The 16,402-nt window shown below is 49.6% G+C and carries 15 protein-coding genes; 11 read left to right on the top strand and 4 right to left on the bottom strand.

Going from position 1 to position 16,402, the window contains the following annotated elements:
• Positions 1–70 precede the first annotated feature (70 nt).
• On the bottom strand, positions 71–244 hold the full coding sequence (locus CHH60_RS16720) for a CsbD family protein (protein WP_082704104.1): 174 nt from the start codon (positions 242–244) through the stop codon (positions 71–73).
• Between the two features lie 681 nt (positions 245–925).
• On the opposite strand from CHH60_RS16720, the gene CHH60_RS16710 reads away from it, so the two are divergent.
• The 9 genes from CHH60_RS16710 (at position 926) to CHH60_RS16670 (ending at position 10,066) form a co-directional block, all read left to right on the top strand.
• Entirely contained in the window at positions 926–1,372 is a 447-nt protein-coding gene (locus CHH60_RS16710) for a DUF1641 domain-containing protein (RefSeq protein WP_095290826.1), read from the top strand.
• A 23-nt stretch (positions 1,373–1,395) separates the two neighbouring features.
• The gene (locus tag CHH60_RS16705; RefSeq protein ID WP_095360180.1) at positions 1,396–2,577 is read left to right on the top strand and encodes an NAD(P)/FAD-dependent oxidoreductase; all 1,182 of its coding nucleotides are present in this window, start codon (positions 1,396–1,398) and stop codon (positions 2,575–2,577) included.
• Positions 2,578–2,894: 317 nt separating this feature from the next.
• A complete protein-coding gene (locus CHH60_RS16700) occupies positions 2,895–3,539 on the top strand; it encodes an SDR family oxidoreductase (RefSeq protein ID WP_095360179.1) in 645 nt (214 codons plus the stop codon).
• Positions 3,540–3,586: 47 nt separating this feature from the next.
• Positions 3,587–4,330 (top strand): response regulator transcription factor, encoded by a 744-nt coding sequence (locus CHH60_RS16695; protein WP_095360178.1) that lies wholly within the window; start codon positions 3,587–3,589, stop codon positions 4,328–4,330.
• Positions 4,327–5,715: a sensor histidine kinase gene (locus CHH60_RS16690; RefSeq protein WP_095360177.1), complete on the top strand. Its 1,389-nt coding sequence runs from the start codon at positions 4,327–4,329 to the stop codon at positions 5,713–5,715. The genes CHH60_RS16695 and CHH60_RS16690 overlap by 4 nt, the downstream gene beginning before the upstream one ends.
• A gap of 76 nt (positions 5,716–5,791) precedes the next feature.
• Entirely contained in the window at positions 5,792–6,583 is a 792-nt protein-coding gene (locus CHH60_RS16685; RefSeq protein ID WP_141236960.1) for a PepSY domain-containing protein, read from the top strand.
• 150 nt (positions 6,584–6,733) lie between these two features.
• Positions 6,734–7,372: a PepSY domain-containing protein gene (locus CHH60_RS16680; RefSeq protein ID WP_095360176.1), complete on the top strand. Its 639-nt coding sequence runs from the start codon at positions 6,734–6,736 to the stop codon at positions 7,370–7,372.
• Between the two features lie 251 nt (positions 7,373–7,623).
• The gene (locus CHH60_RS16675; RefSeq protein WP_095360175.1) at positions 7,624–8,409 is read left to right on the top strand and encodes an ABC transporter ATP-binding protein; all 786 of its coding nucleotides are present in this window, start codon (positions 7,624–7,626) and stop codon (positions 8,407–8,409) included.
• Between the two features lies 1 nt (position 8,410).
• Positions 8,411–10,066 carry a hypothetical protein gene (locus tag CHH60_RS16670; RefSeq protein WP_095360174.1) on the top strand — a complete coding sequence of 552 codons (1,656 nt, stop codon included), beginning with the start codon at positions 8,411–8,413 and terminating at the stop codon, positions 10,064–10,066.
• A 141-nt stretch (positions 10,067–10,207) separates the two neighbouring features.
• Here CHH60_RS16670 and CHH60_RS16665 read toward each other — a convergent pair whose 3' ends face one another.
• Positions 10,208–11,308: a Leu/Phe/Val dehydrogenase gene (locus CHH60_RS16665; RefSeq protein ID WP_095360173.1), complete on the bottom strand. Its 1,101-nt coding sequence runs from the start codon at positions 11,306–11,308 to the stop codon at positions 10,208–10,210.
• A 314-nt stretch (positions 11,309–11,622) separates the two neighbouring features.
• Between CHH60_RS16665 and CHH60_RS16660 the strand changes: the two genes are divergently transcribed.
• Together CHH60_RS16660 and CHH60_RS16655 are read left to right on the top strand one after the other, a co-directional pair.
• Entirely contained in the window at positions 11,623–12,138 is a 516-nt protein-coding gene (locus CHH60_RS16660) for a DUF2179 domain-containing protein (protein WP_095290851.1), read from the top strand.
• A 292-nt stretch (positions 12,139–12,430) separates the two neighbouring features.
• Positions 12,431–13,858 carry a pectate lyase family protein gene (locus CHH60_RS16655; RefSeq protein ID WP_095360172.1) on the top strand — a complete coding sequence of 476 codons (1,428 nt, stop codon included), beginning with the start codon at positions 12,431–12,433 and terminating at the stop codon, positions 13,856–13,858.
• Positions 13,859–13,999: 141 nt separating this feature from the next.
• Here the strand turns inward: CHH60_RS16655 and CHH60_RS16650 are convergent, their stop codons facing one another.
• Both CHH60_RS16650 and CHH60_RS16645 read right to left on the bottom strand, forming a co-directional pair.
• On the bottom strand, positions 14,000–15,013 hold the full coding sequence (locus CHH60_RS16650; protein WP_095360171.1) for a LacI family DNA-binding transcriptional regulator: 1,014 nt from the start codon (positions 15,011–15,013) through the stop codon (positions 14,000–14,002).
• 202 nt (positions 15,014–15,215) lie between these two features.
• Complete coding sequence (locus CHH60_RS16645) at positions 15,216–16,400, bottom strand: glycoside hydrolase family 130 protein (RefSeq protein WP_095360170.1); 1,185 nt, start codon at positions 16,398–16,400, stop codon at positions 15,216–15,218.
• Positions 16,401–16,402 lie beyond the last annotated feature (2 nt).

Here is a 16,402-nt window from a genome sequence, read left to right as displayed (position 1 = left end):
ATGTCTACGGGCCCACATCATCACGTATATAGTGCACGACTTGATCGTGCGAAGCATATGAGACCGGATCCTAGTGGCGATCTTTTACATCGGCAATTTTATCTTGAACCGCGCCTTTCGCCTTGTCCTTTTTACCCTCAGCCTGAAGGGATCTGTTGTTTGTTGCGTTACCGATCTGATCCTTCACTTCGCCTTTTGCTTTATTCACGCCTGCTTTGATTTTATCGCTAGTTGAATTACTCATATCGAACATCTCCTTCATTTCTGGTGTAGTCCTTATTAACCGGGTTCCTGTAATTTTAAACTTTGTCTGTCAGAAGAAGCTGTCGTAAGGGCCTGAAATAAGGTCAAGATTCTCATCGGGAAGAATTGAGCGAATAGGGAATAAGCCAGCAAGACAAGCTGCATAATAACGATAGTGACCAAATTCGTTGCATGGAATTCATGATTTTGGAAAACACTTCCTAAAAATAAGACTGAAAAAAACCTCTATATGTACTTTTTCGCACATATGGACGTATGTGATCTTGTCTTAATACCACATGTGGTAGGAATGCAGATCTGGATCAAAAGGATAAGCGGTTACATTCCGACCGCGAAGCTTGACAAAAAAATCGGATTTGTTACAATGTTCACAATATCTTCACAAGTGTAAAAAATTTCTTTTTCATGTTCATGTGTAAGAGGTGTAATATAAGGGTATAGAGTTCGGTTTCGGCCTGCTTGTCGTTTTGCGTCAACACATGTTGTCCGCAATAGACCCAATACAATACATGATCCGAGAGCGGCCCTTGGGCTTCGCTCTTTCTATTGTGTGAAATTTGGTACATTTCAATGTATCCCTTGTATTCGTGGTTCGGCTCTGCTTGACAGGCATCATGAAAGTCGCGGACTTCTATCCCAAAGTAAAGGAGGACTTTCTCTTATGTCACAATCGCCTACTCAACAAGAGGTGCCAGTTACAGAAGGTGCCAACGTTTCCGAGCGCCAGTCCTTGGACGTGCTCGATCAACTGATGAAGCCTGAGGTACAGGAGTCTCTGACCGTTCTGGTTGAAAACCTGCCTAAATTGGCTGAAATGGTTACTGCCATGACCAAAGCTTATGACTTTGCACAAAGCGTAGCTACAGACAAAGTTCTGATCAGCGACACAATGAGCGCAATGGGTGAATTCGCTAAACCAGTTGTAGACAAAGCCAAAGGTGTAGCTTCCGCTGCAATCGAAGCAAGTGATCGTGCGCAAGCAGAGCAAACTTCGGTTGGTCTGTTCGCTATGCTCAAAATGCTTAAAGATCCAAACGTACAACAAACGCTGCGTTTTGCTCAATCATTCCTGAGCATTCTGAACGAGCGTCAACAACAGCAACGTTAAGATTAGAAGAACGGAGGATGGATATGTCGAAGCAAATTTTGATCTTGGGCGGAGGTTACGGTGGTCTTTTGACTGCGCTGACTGCGCGTCAATACCTGACACCGGAAGAAGCGACAATTACAGTCGTGAACCGTTACCCTACGCACCAAATTATTACGGAACTGCACCGTCTTGCAGCAGGAAGCATTGCTGAAAAGGCAGTTGCTCTTCCGCTTGAAAAATTGCTGCGTGGTAAAAACGTGAACTTGAAAATCGATACGGTGGATACAATCAAGCCGGACGAGAAAAAAGTTCTGATGACCAGCGGCTCTACTTACTCTTATGATGCACTCGTCGTTGCCCTGGGTAGCGAAACGGCATTCTTCGGAATTCCGGGATTGCAGGAGTACAGCTTCACGCTGAAATCCGTTAGCGATGCTAACCGCATTCGTGCACACGTTGAAGCACGTCTGGATGCTTACAAACAATCCGGCAACAAAGCAGACGCAACGTTTGTTATTGGTGGCGGCGGTTTGACTGGTATCGAGCTTGTCGGCGAATTCGCTGACCTGCTGCCAGGCGTATGCCAAGAAAAAGGTATCGATTTCAACGATATCTCCCTGTATACCGTTGAAGCAGGTCCATCCATTCTTGCAGGATTCCCGCCAGAATTGGTTGACCGTGCAAAATCGAGTCTCGAGAAACGTGGCGTTAAATTCATCGTTGGCGTAGCGATCACAGAGATGAAAGAAAACGAAGTATTGCTGAAAGACGGCAGCTCCATCCCTACGAACACACTCGTATGGACAGGTGGCGTACAAGGTAATGCGGTTGTTGCTAACAGTGGAATTGAAGTGGATCGCGGCCGTGCTAAAGTTACGGAAGTTCTGCAATCCACATCCCACAAAGATGTGTTCGTTGCTGGTGACAGCGCAGTGGTCTTCCCTAGCGAAGGCGCTCGCCCTTATCCTCCAACTGCACAACTGGCTTGGCAAATGGGTGAAACCATTGGTCACAACCTGAGCGTAATGTTCAAAGGTGGCGCAATGGAATCTTTCACACCAGTATTCTCCGGTACACTGGGAAGTCTGGGTCGTAAGGATGCTGTCGGCATGATCGGTGGCAACCAGACTCGTCTGAAAGGTCTGCCAGCAACCATGATGAAAGAAGCAAGTAACATTCGTTACCTGTCTCACATCCACGGATTGTTCGCACTGGCTTACTAATTTAGTAGCCATCCATATAAGGGTGCCCCTCGGGGCACCCTTTTTGCGTTGCTTTAGCCAGGGTTAAACGCTAAGGGGAGCAAGTGAGGTTGAAAGGGCTGTAGAACTGGATGAGCTGGGTCAGGTATAGACAGTACAGGGTGTATGGTATATTAAGATGTATATGGAAACAGTATTTATGCGCTGTCAATGCGCTAAACGGATGGGATCACAGCAGCCGGCGCTTAGAAGCGCCGGCTTTCGTTTAAATTAAAGACAAGTCCAGAGAAGGATAAAACTACACGGGGTTACCCGTTTAACCGAGAGGAGCATGACATATGAATGTAATGGTTATTGGAGCAAACGGACAAATTGGCAAGATGCTTGTGGAACAGCTCGCCCAGGAAGGCAAGCATCAGGTAACGGCAATGATTCGCAAACCGGAACAGGCAGATGCTTTGAAACAGCTGGGTGCAAATGTAGTCATGGGTGATCTGGAGGGCAGCGTGAATGATCTGGCTGAAGCGATGAAGGATCATGATGCTGTCGTATTCACGGCAGGGTCCGGTGGTTCTACAGGTGCAGACAAGACACTCCTTATTGATCTCGACGGGGCTGTAAAAACAATGGAGGCCGCACTGCAGCAGGGCATTTCCAGATATGTTCTGATCAGTGCTTTTGGTGCAGATCAGCGGGAGAAATGGTCGGATGCCATAAAACCATACTATGTGGCGAAGCATTATGCCGATCGTGCGCTGTTTGCAAGCGAGCTGAATTATACGATTATTCGTCCTGGTGGCTTGAAAAACGAACCAGGAACAGGCAAAATCGCCGTAGGGACAGACTTGAAACCAGGAAGCATATCTCGTGAGGATGTGGCCCGAGTTATCGCGGCATCTCTGCAAGAGGAGAAGACATATCGAATGGCATTTGACCTGATTGCCGGGGACGACCTTGTAGAGGATGCATTGGGCAAACTGTAGAGTTCTATTGTAAGATATCGGGAGAATGGAACGAGGGGGAACTCTGTATGAATGAAGCCGTGCTGGTGATTGAAGATGAACCCAAAATCGCACGCCTGCTTGAACTTGAATTACAGTATGAGGGATATCAGGTGGGGAAGGCAGGGAGCGGTACGGAAGGATTGGAAATGTATCATGGCGGCCAGTGGGATCTGATTCTGTTGGATATCATGCTGCCAGGTCTGAGCGGGATTGAGGTGTTGCGGCGAATTCGTGCCAAAGATGCCATGGTGCCCATCCTGATGCTGACAGCGAAGGATTCAGTCGAGGACAAGGTGTCTGGACTTGATCTCGGTGCCAATGATTACATTACTAAACCTTTTCGAATCGAAGAACTGCTTGCCAGAGTACGGGCAGCGCTCCGGCTGAGTGCCGCAGCAGCTTCTTCATCCGGGGTAATACGACCTGCCAATCAAGACTCAGCAAGCCAAATGACTGAAGAAGAAACAGGCTGGCTTACTGCCGCAGGATTGAGGTTGAATGAAGGTACAAGGGAGGTATACCGGGATGGAATACCTATCGAGCTTACTCCACGTGAGTTCGATCTTCTCGTGTATCTGCTGCAGAATCAGCGTCAGGTATTGAGTCGTGACCAGATTGTACAGGCCGTTTGGGGTTACGATTATTATGGAGATACCAATGTGGTGGATGTGTATATCCGTTATGTGCGCAAAAAGGTAGATAACGGGTTCACTCCACCCTTAATACATACGGTTCGTGGTGTTGGATACGTTATGAAGGAGCAATCATGAGTCTGCGGAGCAAAATTTATGGATACTCCTCGGTATTGTTTGCAGTACTGCTCATCGCTGTAAACCTGTCCGTGTATATCGTATTTGAACGAATTTCAATGTCCAATGAGATCAAGCGTGTCGAAGCTGAGGCTGGCTCGATCGTAACGGGAGTACGTGATTCTGCCGAATCCATTCCACCGGACGATCTGCTGCGTGCCTATGCGCCAGTGGAAGGAATGCTCCGCATTGTCAATGAGGATGGTACCAGTTCCGATCCGGTAACAACAGCGACAGAGCCTCAATTGAACGAGATGCTAAGCAAATTGCCCTATAAGTACGAGAGCCAAAAGAAATCGGAGTATACCCGGGTTGGACAGCTGGAGTATGTCTGGGTGTCTGTGCCAGTAATCTGGCCTGATGGTGAAGTGGTGAATGTACAAGTCACCGAAAGTGTCGCAGATACCGAGAATGGCCTGTCTGTGCTGCGTACGGTTTTGGTCGCTGTAACGATTATCGCATTGATCCCTGCGATTATCTCCAGCCGAATTCTGGCGAACCGGATGACAAGGCCGATTCAGCAGATGACACGTACCATGAGTGATATCCAGTCAAGCGGCCAGTTTAAGCGGCTTCCGCTGGCTGCCCAATCGAAGGATGAACTGAGTACCATGGGGCAGACGTTCAACCGCATGATGGATTTGCTGGAATCCAACTTCGAGCGGCAGGAGCGTTTCGTATCGGATGCCTCGCATGAACTTAAAACGCCGCTGACGATTATTGAGAGTTATGCCAGTCTGCTGCAGCGACGGGGCAAGGAGCGACCTGAGGTGTTCGATGAGGCTGTTGAAGCCATACTATCCGAATCTGTTCGCATGCGGGAGATGACCGAACAGCTGCTCTTGCTGGCCAAGCAGCCAGAGCAATGGAACGTACAGCTGCAAAGGCTTGATATCACACGTCTGGCTCAGGATTCCACTCGAGCCTTCCGGGAAGCCTATCACCGGGAAGTTCATTGTGATGATCCGGGCGGTATCTGGGTGATCAGTGATGAAAGTAAGCTGAAGCAAATGTTGTTTATTCTGCTGGACAATGCCCGCAAGTATAGCGAGGATGCCATTGAAGTCAGACTGGAATCCAAAGGACAGGAATGCCGGATATGCATCGTTGATACGGGGATTGGAATGCGGGAGGAAGAGCTAACCAAAGTATTTGACCGTTTTTACCGTGTGGATCCGGCAAGGACCCGCAGCGGCGGAGCAAGTGGATCCGGCTTGGGATTATCTCTCGCGAAAGACATCGCAGGGGCTATAGGGGCACGTGTTGAACTGAAGAGTGCAGAAGGCGTAGGGACCGAAGCTTCAATTATTTTGCCAGTATCCGTTCAGACAACCCTGTTCTCATGAAATTCTCATTCTTCTCTTGTATACTGATGCCAAGAGTGTCACGGGAGCAGATGCACGTGTGAAAGGGGGAGGCAGATTGGAAAAGTCACAGATACCACCGGAAATGAAACGGGAACAGCAGCAGCCGAGCGGAAGGTCAAAGCGACCGATATGGTGGGGAGCGGGTATTGTGGCTGTGCTGCTTGTCGCAATCGTAGGCTGGTGGCAGCCATGGCAATCGAGCCGTGTGATGCTGAGTGCAGATGCAGCAGCGCAGGCCGTATTGGAACAATACCCTGGAGAAATTGTGAATTCCACTTTGAAGGACGGTACGTATATCATGCAGCTTCGATCCGAAACAGGGCTATATGATGTACAGCTGGATGCGGTAACTGCTACAGTCAATGCCATTAAGCGGCTGGAATCCAATCCTCAGGCTGAAGAAAAAACACTGCTCAGCCGGGAGCAGATCAAGACGGAGTTGCGGAAGCAAACGGATGAGCAGCTGGTATCACTGGAACTGGTGGAACAGCAGGGAAGTCCGGTGTATCTGGCCGTATTGAAAATGAAGGATAATCGCCGAGAGCAGTGGGTGGTTGATCCATATAACGGGGAGAAGCAATCTTCCCAGACGCTGGATGCTCCAGCATCGGAACCGGGAAAAGAGAATGATACTCCGCAGTTTCTTAGTGAGAAGGAAGCTGAGCAAAAGGCACTTGCCAGAGTTCCCGGGGAAGTGGATGACACGGAGCTCCGTGGAACGAATAGTGGGAATCCCTATTACCTGGTCGAGATTGATCTGGAGGATGGCAGGGAAGCTATCGTGCAGGTGAATGCGATATCCGGAGCGATCCGATCCGTGACCTGGGATGAAGACGAAGAAGATTAAGTAAAACCTCAGCAATAGAAATGAAATGATGCTGTGAATGTTTGTCTCATTTTCTCATCAAATTCTAATCTGACTCTCGCTGATCTCTCATACGCACAGGTTATTCTATAACTGTAGACGAGATCGAGAACAACAACGAGGAGATGAAACATGATGATGAACAAACACAAACTATGGATTGGCAGCATTTCGGCAGCGGTACTTCTTGGAGGATCGGCGGTAGCAGCGAGCAGCAGCGTAAACGGACAGTCGGTACAAACCACACCATCATCGACTTCGCAGTCGGTCACACAGGATCAGAGCAGTACTGGCAAATTGCTGACCGGAGCGCAAGCCAAAGCAGCGGCATTAAAAGCGGTTGAGGGTAAAGTGGACGACATTGATCTGGAGCGCAGAAACGGCCAAACGTTCTACGAAGTTGAAATCGACCGCAAAGGAAGCAATGACGTTGTGGTGCGTCTGGATGCCTACACAGGCAAGATCCTGGCGGTTGTGGATGATGAAGACTATGACGACGATGATGATTATAATTACAATGGCTCTGCCACAAGTACTTCTTCCAACCAGTCTGCTGCAAAACAGGTTAAATTGACCGAAGCACAAGCCTCTGCGATTGCCCTGAAACAGGTGACAGGTGGAAAAGTAACCGAAATTGAGCTTGATCATGATGACGGACGTTATGTCTATGAGATCGAAATCAGAACTGCGGATGGCGAAGCAGATGTTGATGTGGATGCCAATACAGGTAAAGTGCTGTCCTTTGACCAGGATTTTGACGACGAGGATTAATGAAAGAACGTTAAGAGACCCATTAAAATAAATACAAGATAGCATGCTCTTACATCTTGAGAGAATACCTCTTGAAAGCTGCATGCTCATGGTAAAGGACGCTTCATATGAAGCGTCCTTTTTGCTGTCTTTTCATCATTATCTTAAAGGTCTGTTGTTAGTTATGATGTTCATTCCGGATCACAGCATCCTAAACTGTGGTAAACTAGTATAATTATAGAAATAGATAGAGACAGGAGCTGGATAACGAAGTGAACGAAGAACAAGTACTTTCCATTGAAGGCTTGCGGATGCGTTATAACGGACGTTATGTCCTGAACGGAATTGATCTTGAGGTGAAGCGGGGAGAGATGATCGGGTATATCGGTCCCAATGGAGCCGGCAAAAGCACCACGGTCAAAATCCTGCTCGGACTGGTTGAAGGATATGTGGGCAAGGTTTGCATCTTTGGCAAGGATATCGCAGATGGGGATACGGAATATAAACGAAGAATCGGTTATGTACCTGAAGTTGCAGAGCTGTATGAACAACTGACGCCAGCAGAATACCTGACCTTCATTGGGGAACTGTATGGTTTGTCTTATGAGGATGCCGATTACAAGGCAAAGCAGCTGATGGATTGCTTTGGACTCGAGAGATCCTATCATTCCCGCATTGCCTCGTTCTCGAAGGGGATGCGCCAGAAGGTGCTGCTCATCTCAGCATTGCTGCATGATCCGGATCTGTTGTTTTTGGATGAACCGCTCAGTGGACTCGACGCCAACAGCGTGATGGTGGTCAAGGAGATTTTGTCACAGCTGTCGGCCAAAGGGACAACCATCTTCTATTCCTCACACATCATGGATGTGGTCGAGAAGATCAGCAGCCGGATCATTCTCATTGCGGAAGGAAGAGTGATGGCAGACGGGACATTCAGGCAGCTGCAGCAGCAGTCCAGGGAAGGCACGCTTGAAGAGGTGTTTAACCAATTGACGGGCTTTAATGAGCATAAGGCGATAGCTGAACGCTTTGTATCAATTGTACAGGAGGTGTATTGATATGGCGGAAGCCTCCGAATTCCGTACGCTGAAGATCCTGGATCATTTTCGTCATATCATTACGAAGATGGGTGCGGATTATGATGTACTGCGGCTTATATTGAAAGTGAAATTTCAGATGGATCAGCGGAGGGCACCGACTGTATTGTCTTCGCGAAGCGGTAATAAGGAGCAGAAGGAAGGGAACCTGTATCTTCGGTCCCTCTGGTTGTACGGATTGATGGGTTTGCTTCTGGTGCCATTCGTCGTCTGGGATACGGGTCATTATATGCTTCAGATGGGTCTGGTCACCGCTGTGCTGATGTTTATCATCATGACATCCATGATCTCGGACTTTTCCTCTGTGCTGCTGGATATCCGGGATCGGAATATCATTATGACCAAGCCGGTGAATGCCCGTACGGTTGGCATGGCCCGGGCTATTCATGCCGGAGTGTATTTGCTGCTGCTGACAGGTTCCCTGACAGCCGTACCACTGGTTGCAGGCTTAATCACACATGGCATCGGATTCTTCCTGTTATTCATTGCGGAACTCATTCTGATCAATATGTTCATTCTGGTCACCACCTCTCTTGTTTACCTGTTCATGATGAAGTTTCTGGATGGAGAGAAGCTGAAAGACATGATTAACATGGTACAGATTTTGTTATCCGTTGGAATCGCTGTTGGATATCAGCTCGTTGCACGGTCATTCAGTATCATTGATTTTGACATGGTCTTCATGCCAGCCTGGTGGCAGCTCTTACTTCCTCCCGTGTGGTATGCAGCTGTATATGAATGGCTGTTCAGTGGTGGTGGGAATGCATGGCTGTATACCTTCAGCGCGCTGGCTGTTGTTGTTCCAATGATCAGTTTGGTTATCTATGTGAAGCTGATGCCTTCCTTTGAACTGTATTTGGAGAAAATGGCCCATTCCGGATCGACCTCGGGGCGAAGAAAAGGGTCATGGGATCGCACGGTTGCCAGAGCGTTCTGCCGTTCCGGAGAGGAGCAGGCGTGCTTCCGGCTGTCAGCGAGCATGATGCGGAATGAGCGGGAATTCAAGCTGAAGGTATATCCATCCATTGGATTATCCTTTGTCCTGCCTTATGTATTCTGGTTCACCCAGCTGCAGTCCTCGACATGGGCGGAGCTTAGAGAGGGCTCGTTCTTTTATACGCTGTACATCATGCTGATTCTTGTGGTTTCGGTGATTATCATGCTGAAATATTCGGGCCAATACAAGGCATTCTGGACCTTCCGGGCTGCACCGATTGCGAATGAAAATGTGCTCTATAAGGGTGCACTGAAGGCATTTATGTGCAATATGTTCTTGCCTGTTTTTCTGCTGAATGCCATTGTGTTCGCCTGGACATTCGGGCTGCGCATTCTGCCTGATCTGGCGGTGATCCTGCTGGTGGGTACGGCGCTGATCACGTTAACAAGCAAACTGTTATTGCGCAAGCCGCCGTTCTCCCTGTCCTTTAGTATTGCCCAGCAAAGTGATGGGTGGTTCGTATTCGCGGCATTTCCGGTGATTGCCCTGCTGTGGGGGATCCATGTTTTCTTTCGTACGCTGCCAGGAGGCATCTGGATCTTCGGAGGACTTCTGATTGTGGCCAATGTGCTGCTCTGGACCATGTTATACCGGGTTAAGCGGGTGCATGTTCAGGTTTGACGTGAGTGGGGAGCAGGCAAGGAACAGGCAAGGAACAAAATGCACGTAGTACACCGTAAGAACGAAGGCCAACCCGTTCATCTGAACCAGGTTGGCCTTTTGCCTTTGAAGATCATTCGGTAAAGAAAGAGGAAGGGGAATTCATGGCTGAGCAAGTCGGGCCTCAGCCATGAGGTCTGCTGCATCAGCAGTGGAGATGCTTGATGCAGCAGCTAGTTGGTAGACCTGGGTGAGTGTATCCGCGATTTCCGCCACCCGCTGGCGGATCTCGTCCGGCCCTTCACCCTCCAGCTCGTAGGCGGTGCTGATGATGCCGCCTGCGTTAAGCACATAGTCAGGCGCGTACATAATGCCCTGCGCCTGCAGGCGGCGAACAACCGGCTCCCGCTCGCTGAGCTGGTTGTTCGCCGCCCCGGCAACGATGGAGCAGCGCAGCTCCTCCACCGTTGCCGGGGTTAACACGCCCCCCAGTGCACAGGGGGCGAACACCTTGCAGTCAGCGGCGTGAATATGGGCCGGATCGGCCGGGGTAGTGCCGCTGAACTGCATAAGGGCACGTTGTACACGTTCCGGTACAACGTCTGCCACAATGAGCCGTGCCCCGGCTGCATGCAGGTGGCGGCACAGGGCATGCCCGACCTTGCCCAGTCCTTGGACGGCAATGGGAATGCCCTGAAGAGAAGTGACCCCCTGATGCTGCAGCGAGGTCACAATGCCTGTATACACCCCGTAGGCAGTCATTTCGGCGGTGAAGTCATTTTGAGCCCCCAGTGACCCAGTCGTATCCGTCACATGGGTGGTTTCCAATCGGATCTGGTCCATGTCCGCTGCCGTCGTTCCCAGATCAAGGCCTGTAACATAGCGGCCATTCAGCCGTTCCAGGAAGCGTCCCAGTGAGCGGAAGATATGCGCACGTTGAGATAGACTTGGGTTCAAGCTGTTATTGCCAGACGGCTCCACGCCCGATACTTGCTCTGCCGCTGGTACCTCCCAGACCACGGCTTTTCCGCCGCCATACGGCAGGTTGGAAACGGCATTTTTGTAAGTCATGCCTTTGGCCAGCTTGATTGCATCACGAACAGCGTCTTCCTCCGAAGCATACGACCAGCAGCGGCAGCCTCCCAGTGCCGGTCCAAGGACGGTGCTGTGGATGGCAATGACAGCCCGCAGTCCACTGTGCGGATCATGACAAAACACGAGTTCTTCGAGGCCTTCGCGCTCCATTTCCTGCCATAGCAGCATGGCCCTTCCCCCTTATGTCACCTTGTACCCCTCTTGTCGTCTGAGCGTTTGCTCTCCGTTCACTGCTCTTCATTCTATTCACAAAAACCAGGTTTCGCCCCTGGGTCTTCTGTCGGGTTGATAATCGGGACAAACGGTTCTATAATGGCAATTCCAGCGTGGCATTCGACAGGAAAACCCCGAGATTTGCTTTCAACCGTTTAAAAAGCTCGCATAATGTCCAATGATGGAGATATGGAAAAACGTACAGGAAACGGACCGCAGCCAGGATCGTGGGCCCAGCCGTTGTGCATGCCAGGAAAGAGGGATTGTCGTTGCTTAAAATATTGTTGTTTATCTTTTTGATCCAAATCGTGTACGTGTCGGCGTATACGCTTCGGATGATTCTGACACTCAAAGGACAGAAATATATCGCAGCCCTCATCAGCATGGGTGAGATCGTCATTTATGTACTGGGGCTGAATTTGGTCTTGAAGTACCTGACCCAACCGTCTGCATTGATCGTTTATGCCGTAGGCTATGGCCTGGGTGTATTGCTCGGAGCCTGGATTGAAGAAAAGATTGCGCTCGGTTATGTTACGGTTAAAGTGATCTGTAATCAGATGGGCGGGAATGTAGCTAATGCACTGCGAGATAGAGGTTATGGGGTTACGGCCTGGGTAGGCAGTGGACGTGACGGGGATCGTTTGGTCATGGAGATTCTGGCGAAACGGAAAAATCAGAAATTGCTGTACCAGACCATTCTGGAACTGGACCCGAAGGCATTTGTGATCACTGTAGAACCGAAGCAGTTCCATGGCGGATTTTGGACACGCTCCATCAAAAAATAGGATAAGACAGGCATGCCGCGCTGCAGGCCTGTTTTTTTGTGAGCAGTTTCGGTTTCATTGCTTTTCCTTATCCCTGAAGAACTTCCTTAGAAGTTAATTGCGTACGATTGGTGGTTGCCTAGAGTACACTCCATGCAGCATCCATGCAGCACCGACAACGGTTATCACGAACCTAAAATAGGGATTATTGTTGTAATCGCTTCCAGGATGTACATTGTGGACATGTCCTTCATGACATGCACTGGCAGGAATGGACGGACATGCTCATTATAATTCAGGGAGGAATGGTTTGATGAAAAGCAGGATTCGAACATGGTGCAGCGCCGCACTGGCTCTTACATTGGGGCTGACCCTACTGTCTGGCCCAATAAGTGTACAGGCAGCAGGAAACGCAGATTACAATCTTACAGGTTTCTCCCAAGGGAACACGGGCGGGGGTTCCATCAGCGAATCGGATACGTCCAAGTATAAAAAGGTCTATAATGCAGCGGATTTGGCTGCAGCGTTGAAAAAGAACTCCGGTGTCAAAGTCGTCGAGATCATGAACGACCTGAATCTGGGGTGGAACGAAATTCCGAGCACTGCCCAGACATCCCCTTTTGCGAAGCATAATGATGCACTGACTCATCCCGTACTGAAGCAGACGGGCGTAAGCAAGCTGACGATCGATAGCTTCAATGGCCTGACCATTTTCTCCGCTAACGGGGCTAAGATCAAACATGCAGCCATCAGCGTCAAACGCAGTTCGAATGTTATCATTCGTAACCTTGAATTTGACGAGTTATGGGAATGGGATGAAGCAACCAAGGGCGATTATGACAAAAACGACTGGGATTATATCACCCTTGAAGAGAACAGTAATGTATGGATTGACCACTGCACATTCAATAAAGCCTACGACGGGCTTGTGGATTCGAAAAAGGGAACCAGCGGTGTGACCATTTCCTGGTCTCTGTTCAAAGGGGATGACGGCAGCGCGAACAGCTGGGTTACCCAGCAGATCAATGAGCTGGAAGCGAACAAAGCATCCTATCCGATGTACAACTACCTGCGCAGCAGCGCGGTTGGACTCAGCAAAGCCGATATCATTGCCATTTCGTCCCCTCAGAAAAAAGGACATTTGGTCGGCTCAACGAGCTTCGAATCAGCGAATGCCAACCTGTCCATGACTCTGCACCATAATCTGTACAAGGACATTCAGGATCGCATGCCACGCCTGCGTGGAGGGAACGCTCATGCCTACAATATCGTGATGGATGCGACAGGAGCGCGTGCGGCCAAATCCAGAATCACGTCGGCAATGGCTGCTGCGATCTCGTCCAAAGGCTATCATTTTGATATCATCAGCAACGGGGCCATCTCCACAGAGAGCGGGGCGGTGCTGGTGGAGAAATCGGTGATTCAAGACGTACAGTTCCCGGTTCGCAATAATCAGACGGACCCGGCCGATGCCGCGTATACAGGCAAGATTCGAGTGACGGATACGATGTATTCGCTGGATGGAAGCTCATTCCGCGGTAGCAGTGATACTTCTGGCAGTCCGCTCAGCCCGGTACCGGCTGCAGTGAAGGGCTTCTCCTGGAACGGATTTTCGTCCCTTCCTTACAGCTACAATATGGATGACCCAGCGACACTGAATGCCCGACTGACGGGATCAAGTGGAGCGGGTGCAGGCAAATTAACCTGGTCCAAAGACAATTGGCTGAAGACGAGCTACTAGAAACCCAATGCAGCAGGTAAGGTGATGAGTGACTGAGGGGTGGGGGATGCCAACCCGCTTCACCGCTTTATTTATAAATAAAGAGTGCTCCTGCAGCCACCATGGCCGGGAGCACTCTTTTTAAGTAACAGAAATTCTTCGTTAAACCAATCCATCATCCTGAGAGGCAGGTGCAGCACTCACGGAATCACGATAAATGATATTGCCCTTCACATGTACACGTCCGAAGCTGCGACTTGGGTTATCAATCTTTTTGAGCATGGATTGAACCGCCGTGCGCGCCATCTGTTCCACATCGACTTCAACCGTAGTTAGTTGGGGGTCGGAGAGGGTGGCATAGATATCGTTATCGAAACCAACCACGGAGCATTGTGCGGGCACCTGTATCCCCAAGGAGGTCAGTTTCTGAACGACTAAATGAGCGACCTGATCGCAGTTGCATACAAAAGCCGTCGGCAGCTGCTCGGGCAGATCGATCTCAATGAACGTACCCCGCTCATCCCTGTCGTTAAGCACAAGATCCTGATTCATCGGCAACCGATGCTCCAGCAATGATTTGTAATATCCAAGGAATCGATCCTGAATACTGCTTGTAGAGTATAGATTCCCGACATAAGCAATACGTCGGTGTCCCTGCTGGACCAGAACGTTGGTCAGCTCGTAAGCAGCGTAAAAGTTATCGGTAACGACAGAATCGATATCCGCGTGCTCGTCGTAGAAATCAAGAAACATTTTGGGAACGTCCATCGATTGCACCAGTTCGATATACTCTTTGCTGATCTGCCCAAGCACAATGAACCCATCCACTTTGCTGTCGCTGTATAGTTTGGGCAGTGTTAGATCCTCTTCGTCCTGACCATTCAGAATGTGCAGAATACCATAGTATCCTTGGTCCTCCAAATGCTTGGTGATGCGCTGGAATACACGTACGTAGAACGATTGGGTAGGACCCGTAAAACGCTCCGGGATAATAACGCCTATATTATGAGTTAAGCCTTCCTTCATCGAGCGGGCTGCGGCATTATACCGATAGCCCATCTGAACGGCAAGCACTTTAATTTTTTCCTTCAATTCGCCACTGACGCCATCTTTATCATTCAATGCTTTCGAGACCGTCACACTGCTAACTCCGAGCTTGTCGGCGATATCCCGCATGGTGATATTGTTCTTCAGCTTTGGTCGCCTCCTTCAAGCCGGTTTACATACAATGTGCTGTCATTATGATTAGCGCTTACTTAAACATAATAACCATCCATATTAGTATACATCGTTACCCACATGGAATAAAGAAATTCTGGCAGGATCTGCGCTAATTTTTCAGCATCTTGCGTTTTATGGTTGAAGGTTGGTCTTCATATTAAAACGATTGTTTTTGCAAAAGTTCCAAATTCCGTTCGATCAGATCACCACGCTGGCTGGCACAATCCAGGGAACGATACGGATCGGCCGGGGTGTTGAAGGTGTAATCGACCAGTTTATCCAGCGTCGTTGTGGCGACATGACAACGGGTATCGCTGGATGCGTAATAAATGAAGACCTTACCCTGTTCATTGACCACCGCACCGTTGCAAAAAATAACATTGGATACATCGCCTACGCGCTCGTCGTCATAAGGTGCAATGAAATGCCCGCCCGGCTTGGCAATGATTCGTGCCGGATCATTCAGATCCGTGGCGAATGTGTACAGTACATAACGCAGACCCGCCGCCGTGTTGCGTACCCCGTGCGCAATGTGAATCCAGCCGCGATCTGTCTTGAGCGGGGCAGGTCCCTGGCCGTTTTTCACTTCGTATACCGTATGATATTTGCGCTCGTCGATAATGGTTTCTTTGTCAATAACCGGATTCAGAATATCATCACACAGACCGAAGGCGATTCCACCGCCGCTGCCAGTGGAGATGAATCCGTCCTGAGGACGGGTGTAAAATGCATATTTGCCATCTACAAACTCCGGGTGCAGAACCACATTCCGCTGTTGTGGTGAGCTTGTCGTAATGTTGGGCAGGCGCTCCCAGCTAACCAGATCTCGTGTGCGCACAAGACCTGCCTGTGCCACCGCGCTGGACGTATCAAATGCCGGAGCTTCGGGGTCTTTGCGCTCAGAGCAATAAATGCCGTAGATCCAGCCATCTTCATGCTGCACCAATCGCATATCATATTGGTTGGTCTCTTCTGCATCGATGTCTTCCCACACTAATGGCTTGCCCGTGAAGCGGAATCCGTCGATGCCGTTGTCGCTCTCAGCCAGAGCAAAGATCGATTTGCGGTCCAATCCCTCGGTTCGGATGACCATCACGTATTTGCCATTGAAGTAGATGGCCCCCGGATTAAGCGTAGCGTTAATACCCAGGCGCTCCATGAAATGGGGGTTGGTCGTTTCATCCAGATCGAATCTCCAGTGGAGCGGCACGTGATGGCGAGTAATCACCGGATAACGATACCGATCATATACACCGTTGTAGAATGTAGGATCAATCTCATTTTGGCGTGTAAGCAGCTGCTCCTGTTGCTCCAGTAACTCCTTGTACTTTGGGTGTATCATCG

The organism is Paenibacillus sp. 7523-1, assembly GCF_002276415.1.
Taxonomy (GTDB): Bacteria; Bacillota; Bacilli; order Paenibacillales; family Paenibacillaceae; genus Paenibacillus; species Paenibacillus illinoisensis_A.
The sequence above is the reverse complement of the archived record's forward strand: the minus strand, read 5'-3'. Positions and strand labels throughout refer to the sequence as shown.

What these genes read in the sequence shown, in the direction of transcription:
- CHH60_RS16650 (WP_095360171.1), bottom strand. Translation starts at nt 15,013, where the DNA reads ATGCGGGATATCGCCGACAAGCTCGGAGTTAGCAGTGTGACGGTCTCG.
- CHH60_RS16710 (WP_095290826.1), top strand. Translation starts at nt 926, where the DNA reads ATGTCACAATCGCCTACTCAACAAGAGGTGCCAGTTACAGAAGGTGCC.
- CHH60_RS16665 (WP_095360173.1), bottom strand. Translation starts at nt 11,308, where the DNA reads ATGCTGCTATGGCAGGAAATGGAGCGCGAAGGCCTCGAAGAACTCGTG.
- CHH60_RS16705 (WP_095360180.1), top strand. Translation starts at nt 1,396, where the DNA reads ATGTCGAAGCAAATTTTGATCTTGGGCGGAGGTTACGGTGGTCTTTTG.
- CHH60_RS16690 (WP_095360177.1), top strand. Translation starts at nt 4,327, where the DNA reads ATGAGTCTGCGGAGCAAAATTTATGGATACTCCTCGGTATTGTTTGCA.
- CHH60_RS16695 (WP_095360178.1), top strand. Translation starts at nt 3,587, where the DNA reads ATGAATGAAGCCGTGCTGGTGATTGAAGATGAACCCAAAATCGCACGC.
- CHH60_RS16680 (WP_095360176.1), top strand. Translation starts at nt 6,734, where the DNA reads ATGATGATGAACAAACACAAACTATGGATTGGCAGCATTTCGGCAGCG.
- CHH60_RS16720 (WP_082704104.1), bottom strand. Translation starts at nt 244, where the DNA reads ATGAGTAATTCAACTAGCGATAAAATCAAAGCAGGCGTGAATAAAGCA.
- CHH60_RS16700 (WP_095360179.1), top strand. Translation starts at nt 2,895, where the DNA reads ATGAATGTAATGGTTATTGGAGCAAACGGACAAATTGGCAAGATGCTT.
- CHH60_RS16670 (WP_095360174.1), top strand. Translation starts at nt 8,411, where the DNA reads ATGGCGGAAGCCTCCGAATTCCGTACGCTGAAGATCCTGGATCATTTT.
- CHH60_RS16645 (WP_095360170.1), bottom strand. Translation starts at nt 16,400, where the DNA reads ATGATACACCCAAAGTACAAGGAGTTACTGGAGCAACAGGAGCAGCTG.
- CHH60_RS16655 (WP_095360172.1), top strand. Translation starts at nt 12,431, where the DNA reads ATGAAAAGCAGGATTCGAACATGGTGCAGCGCCGCACTGGCTCTTACA.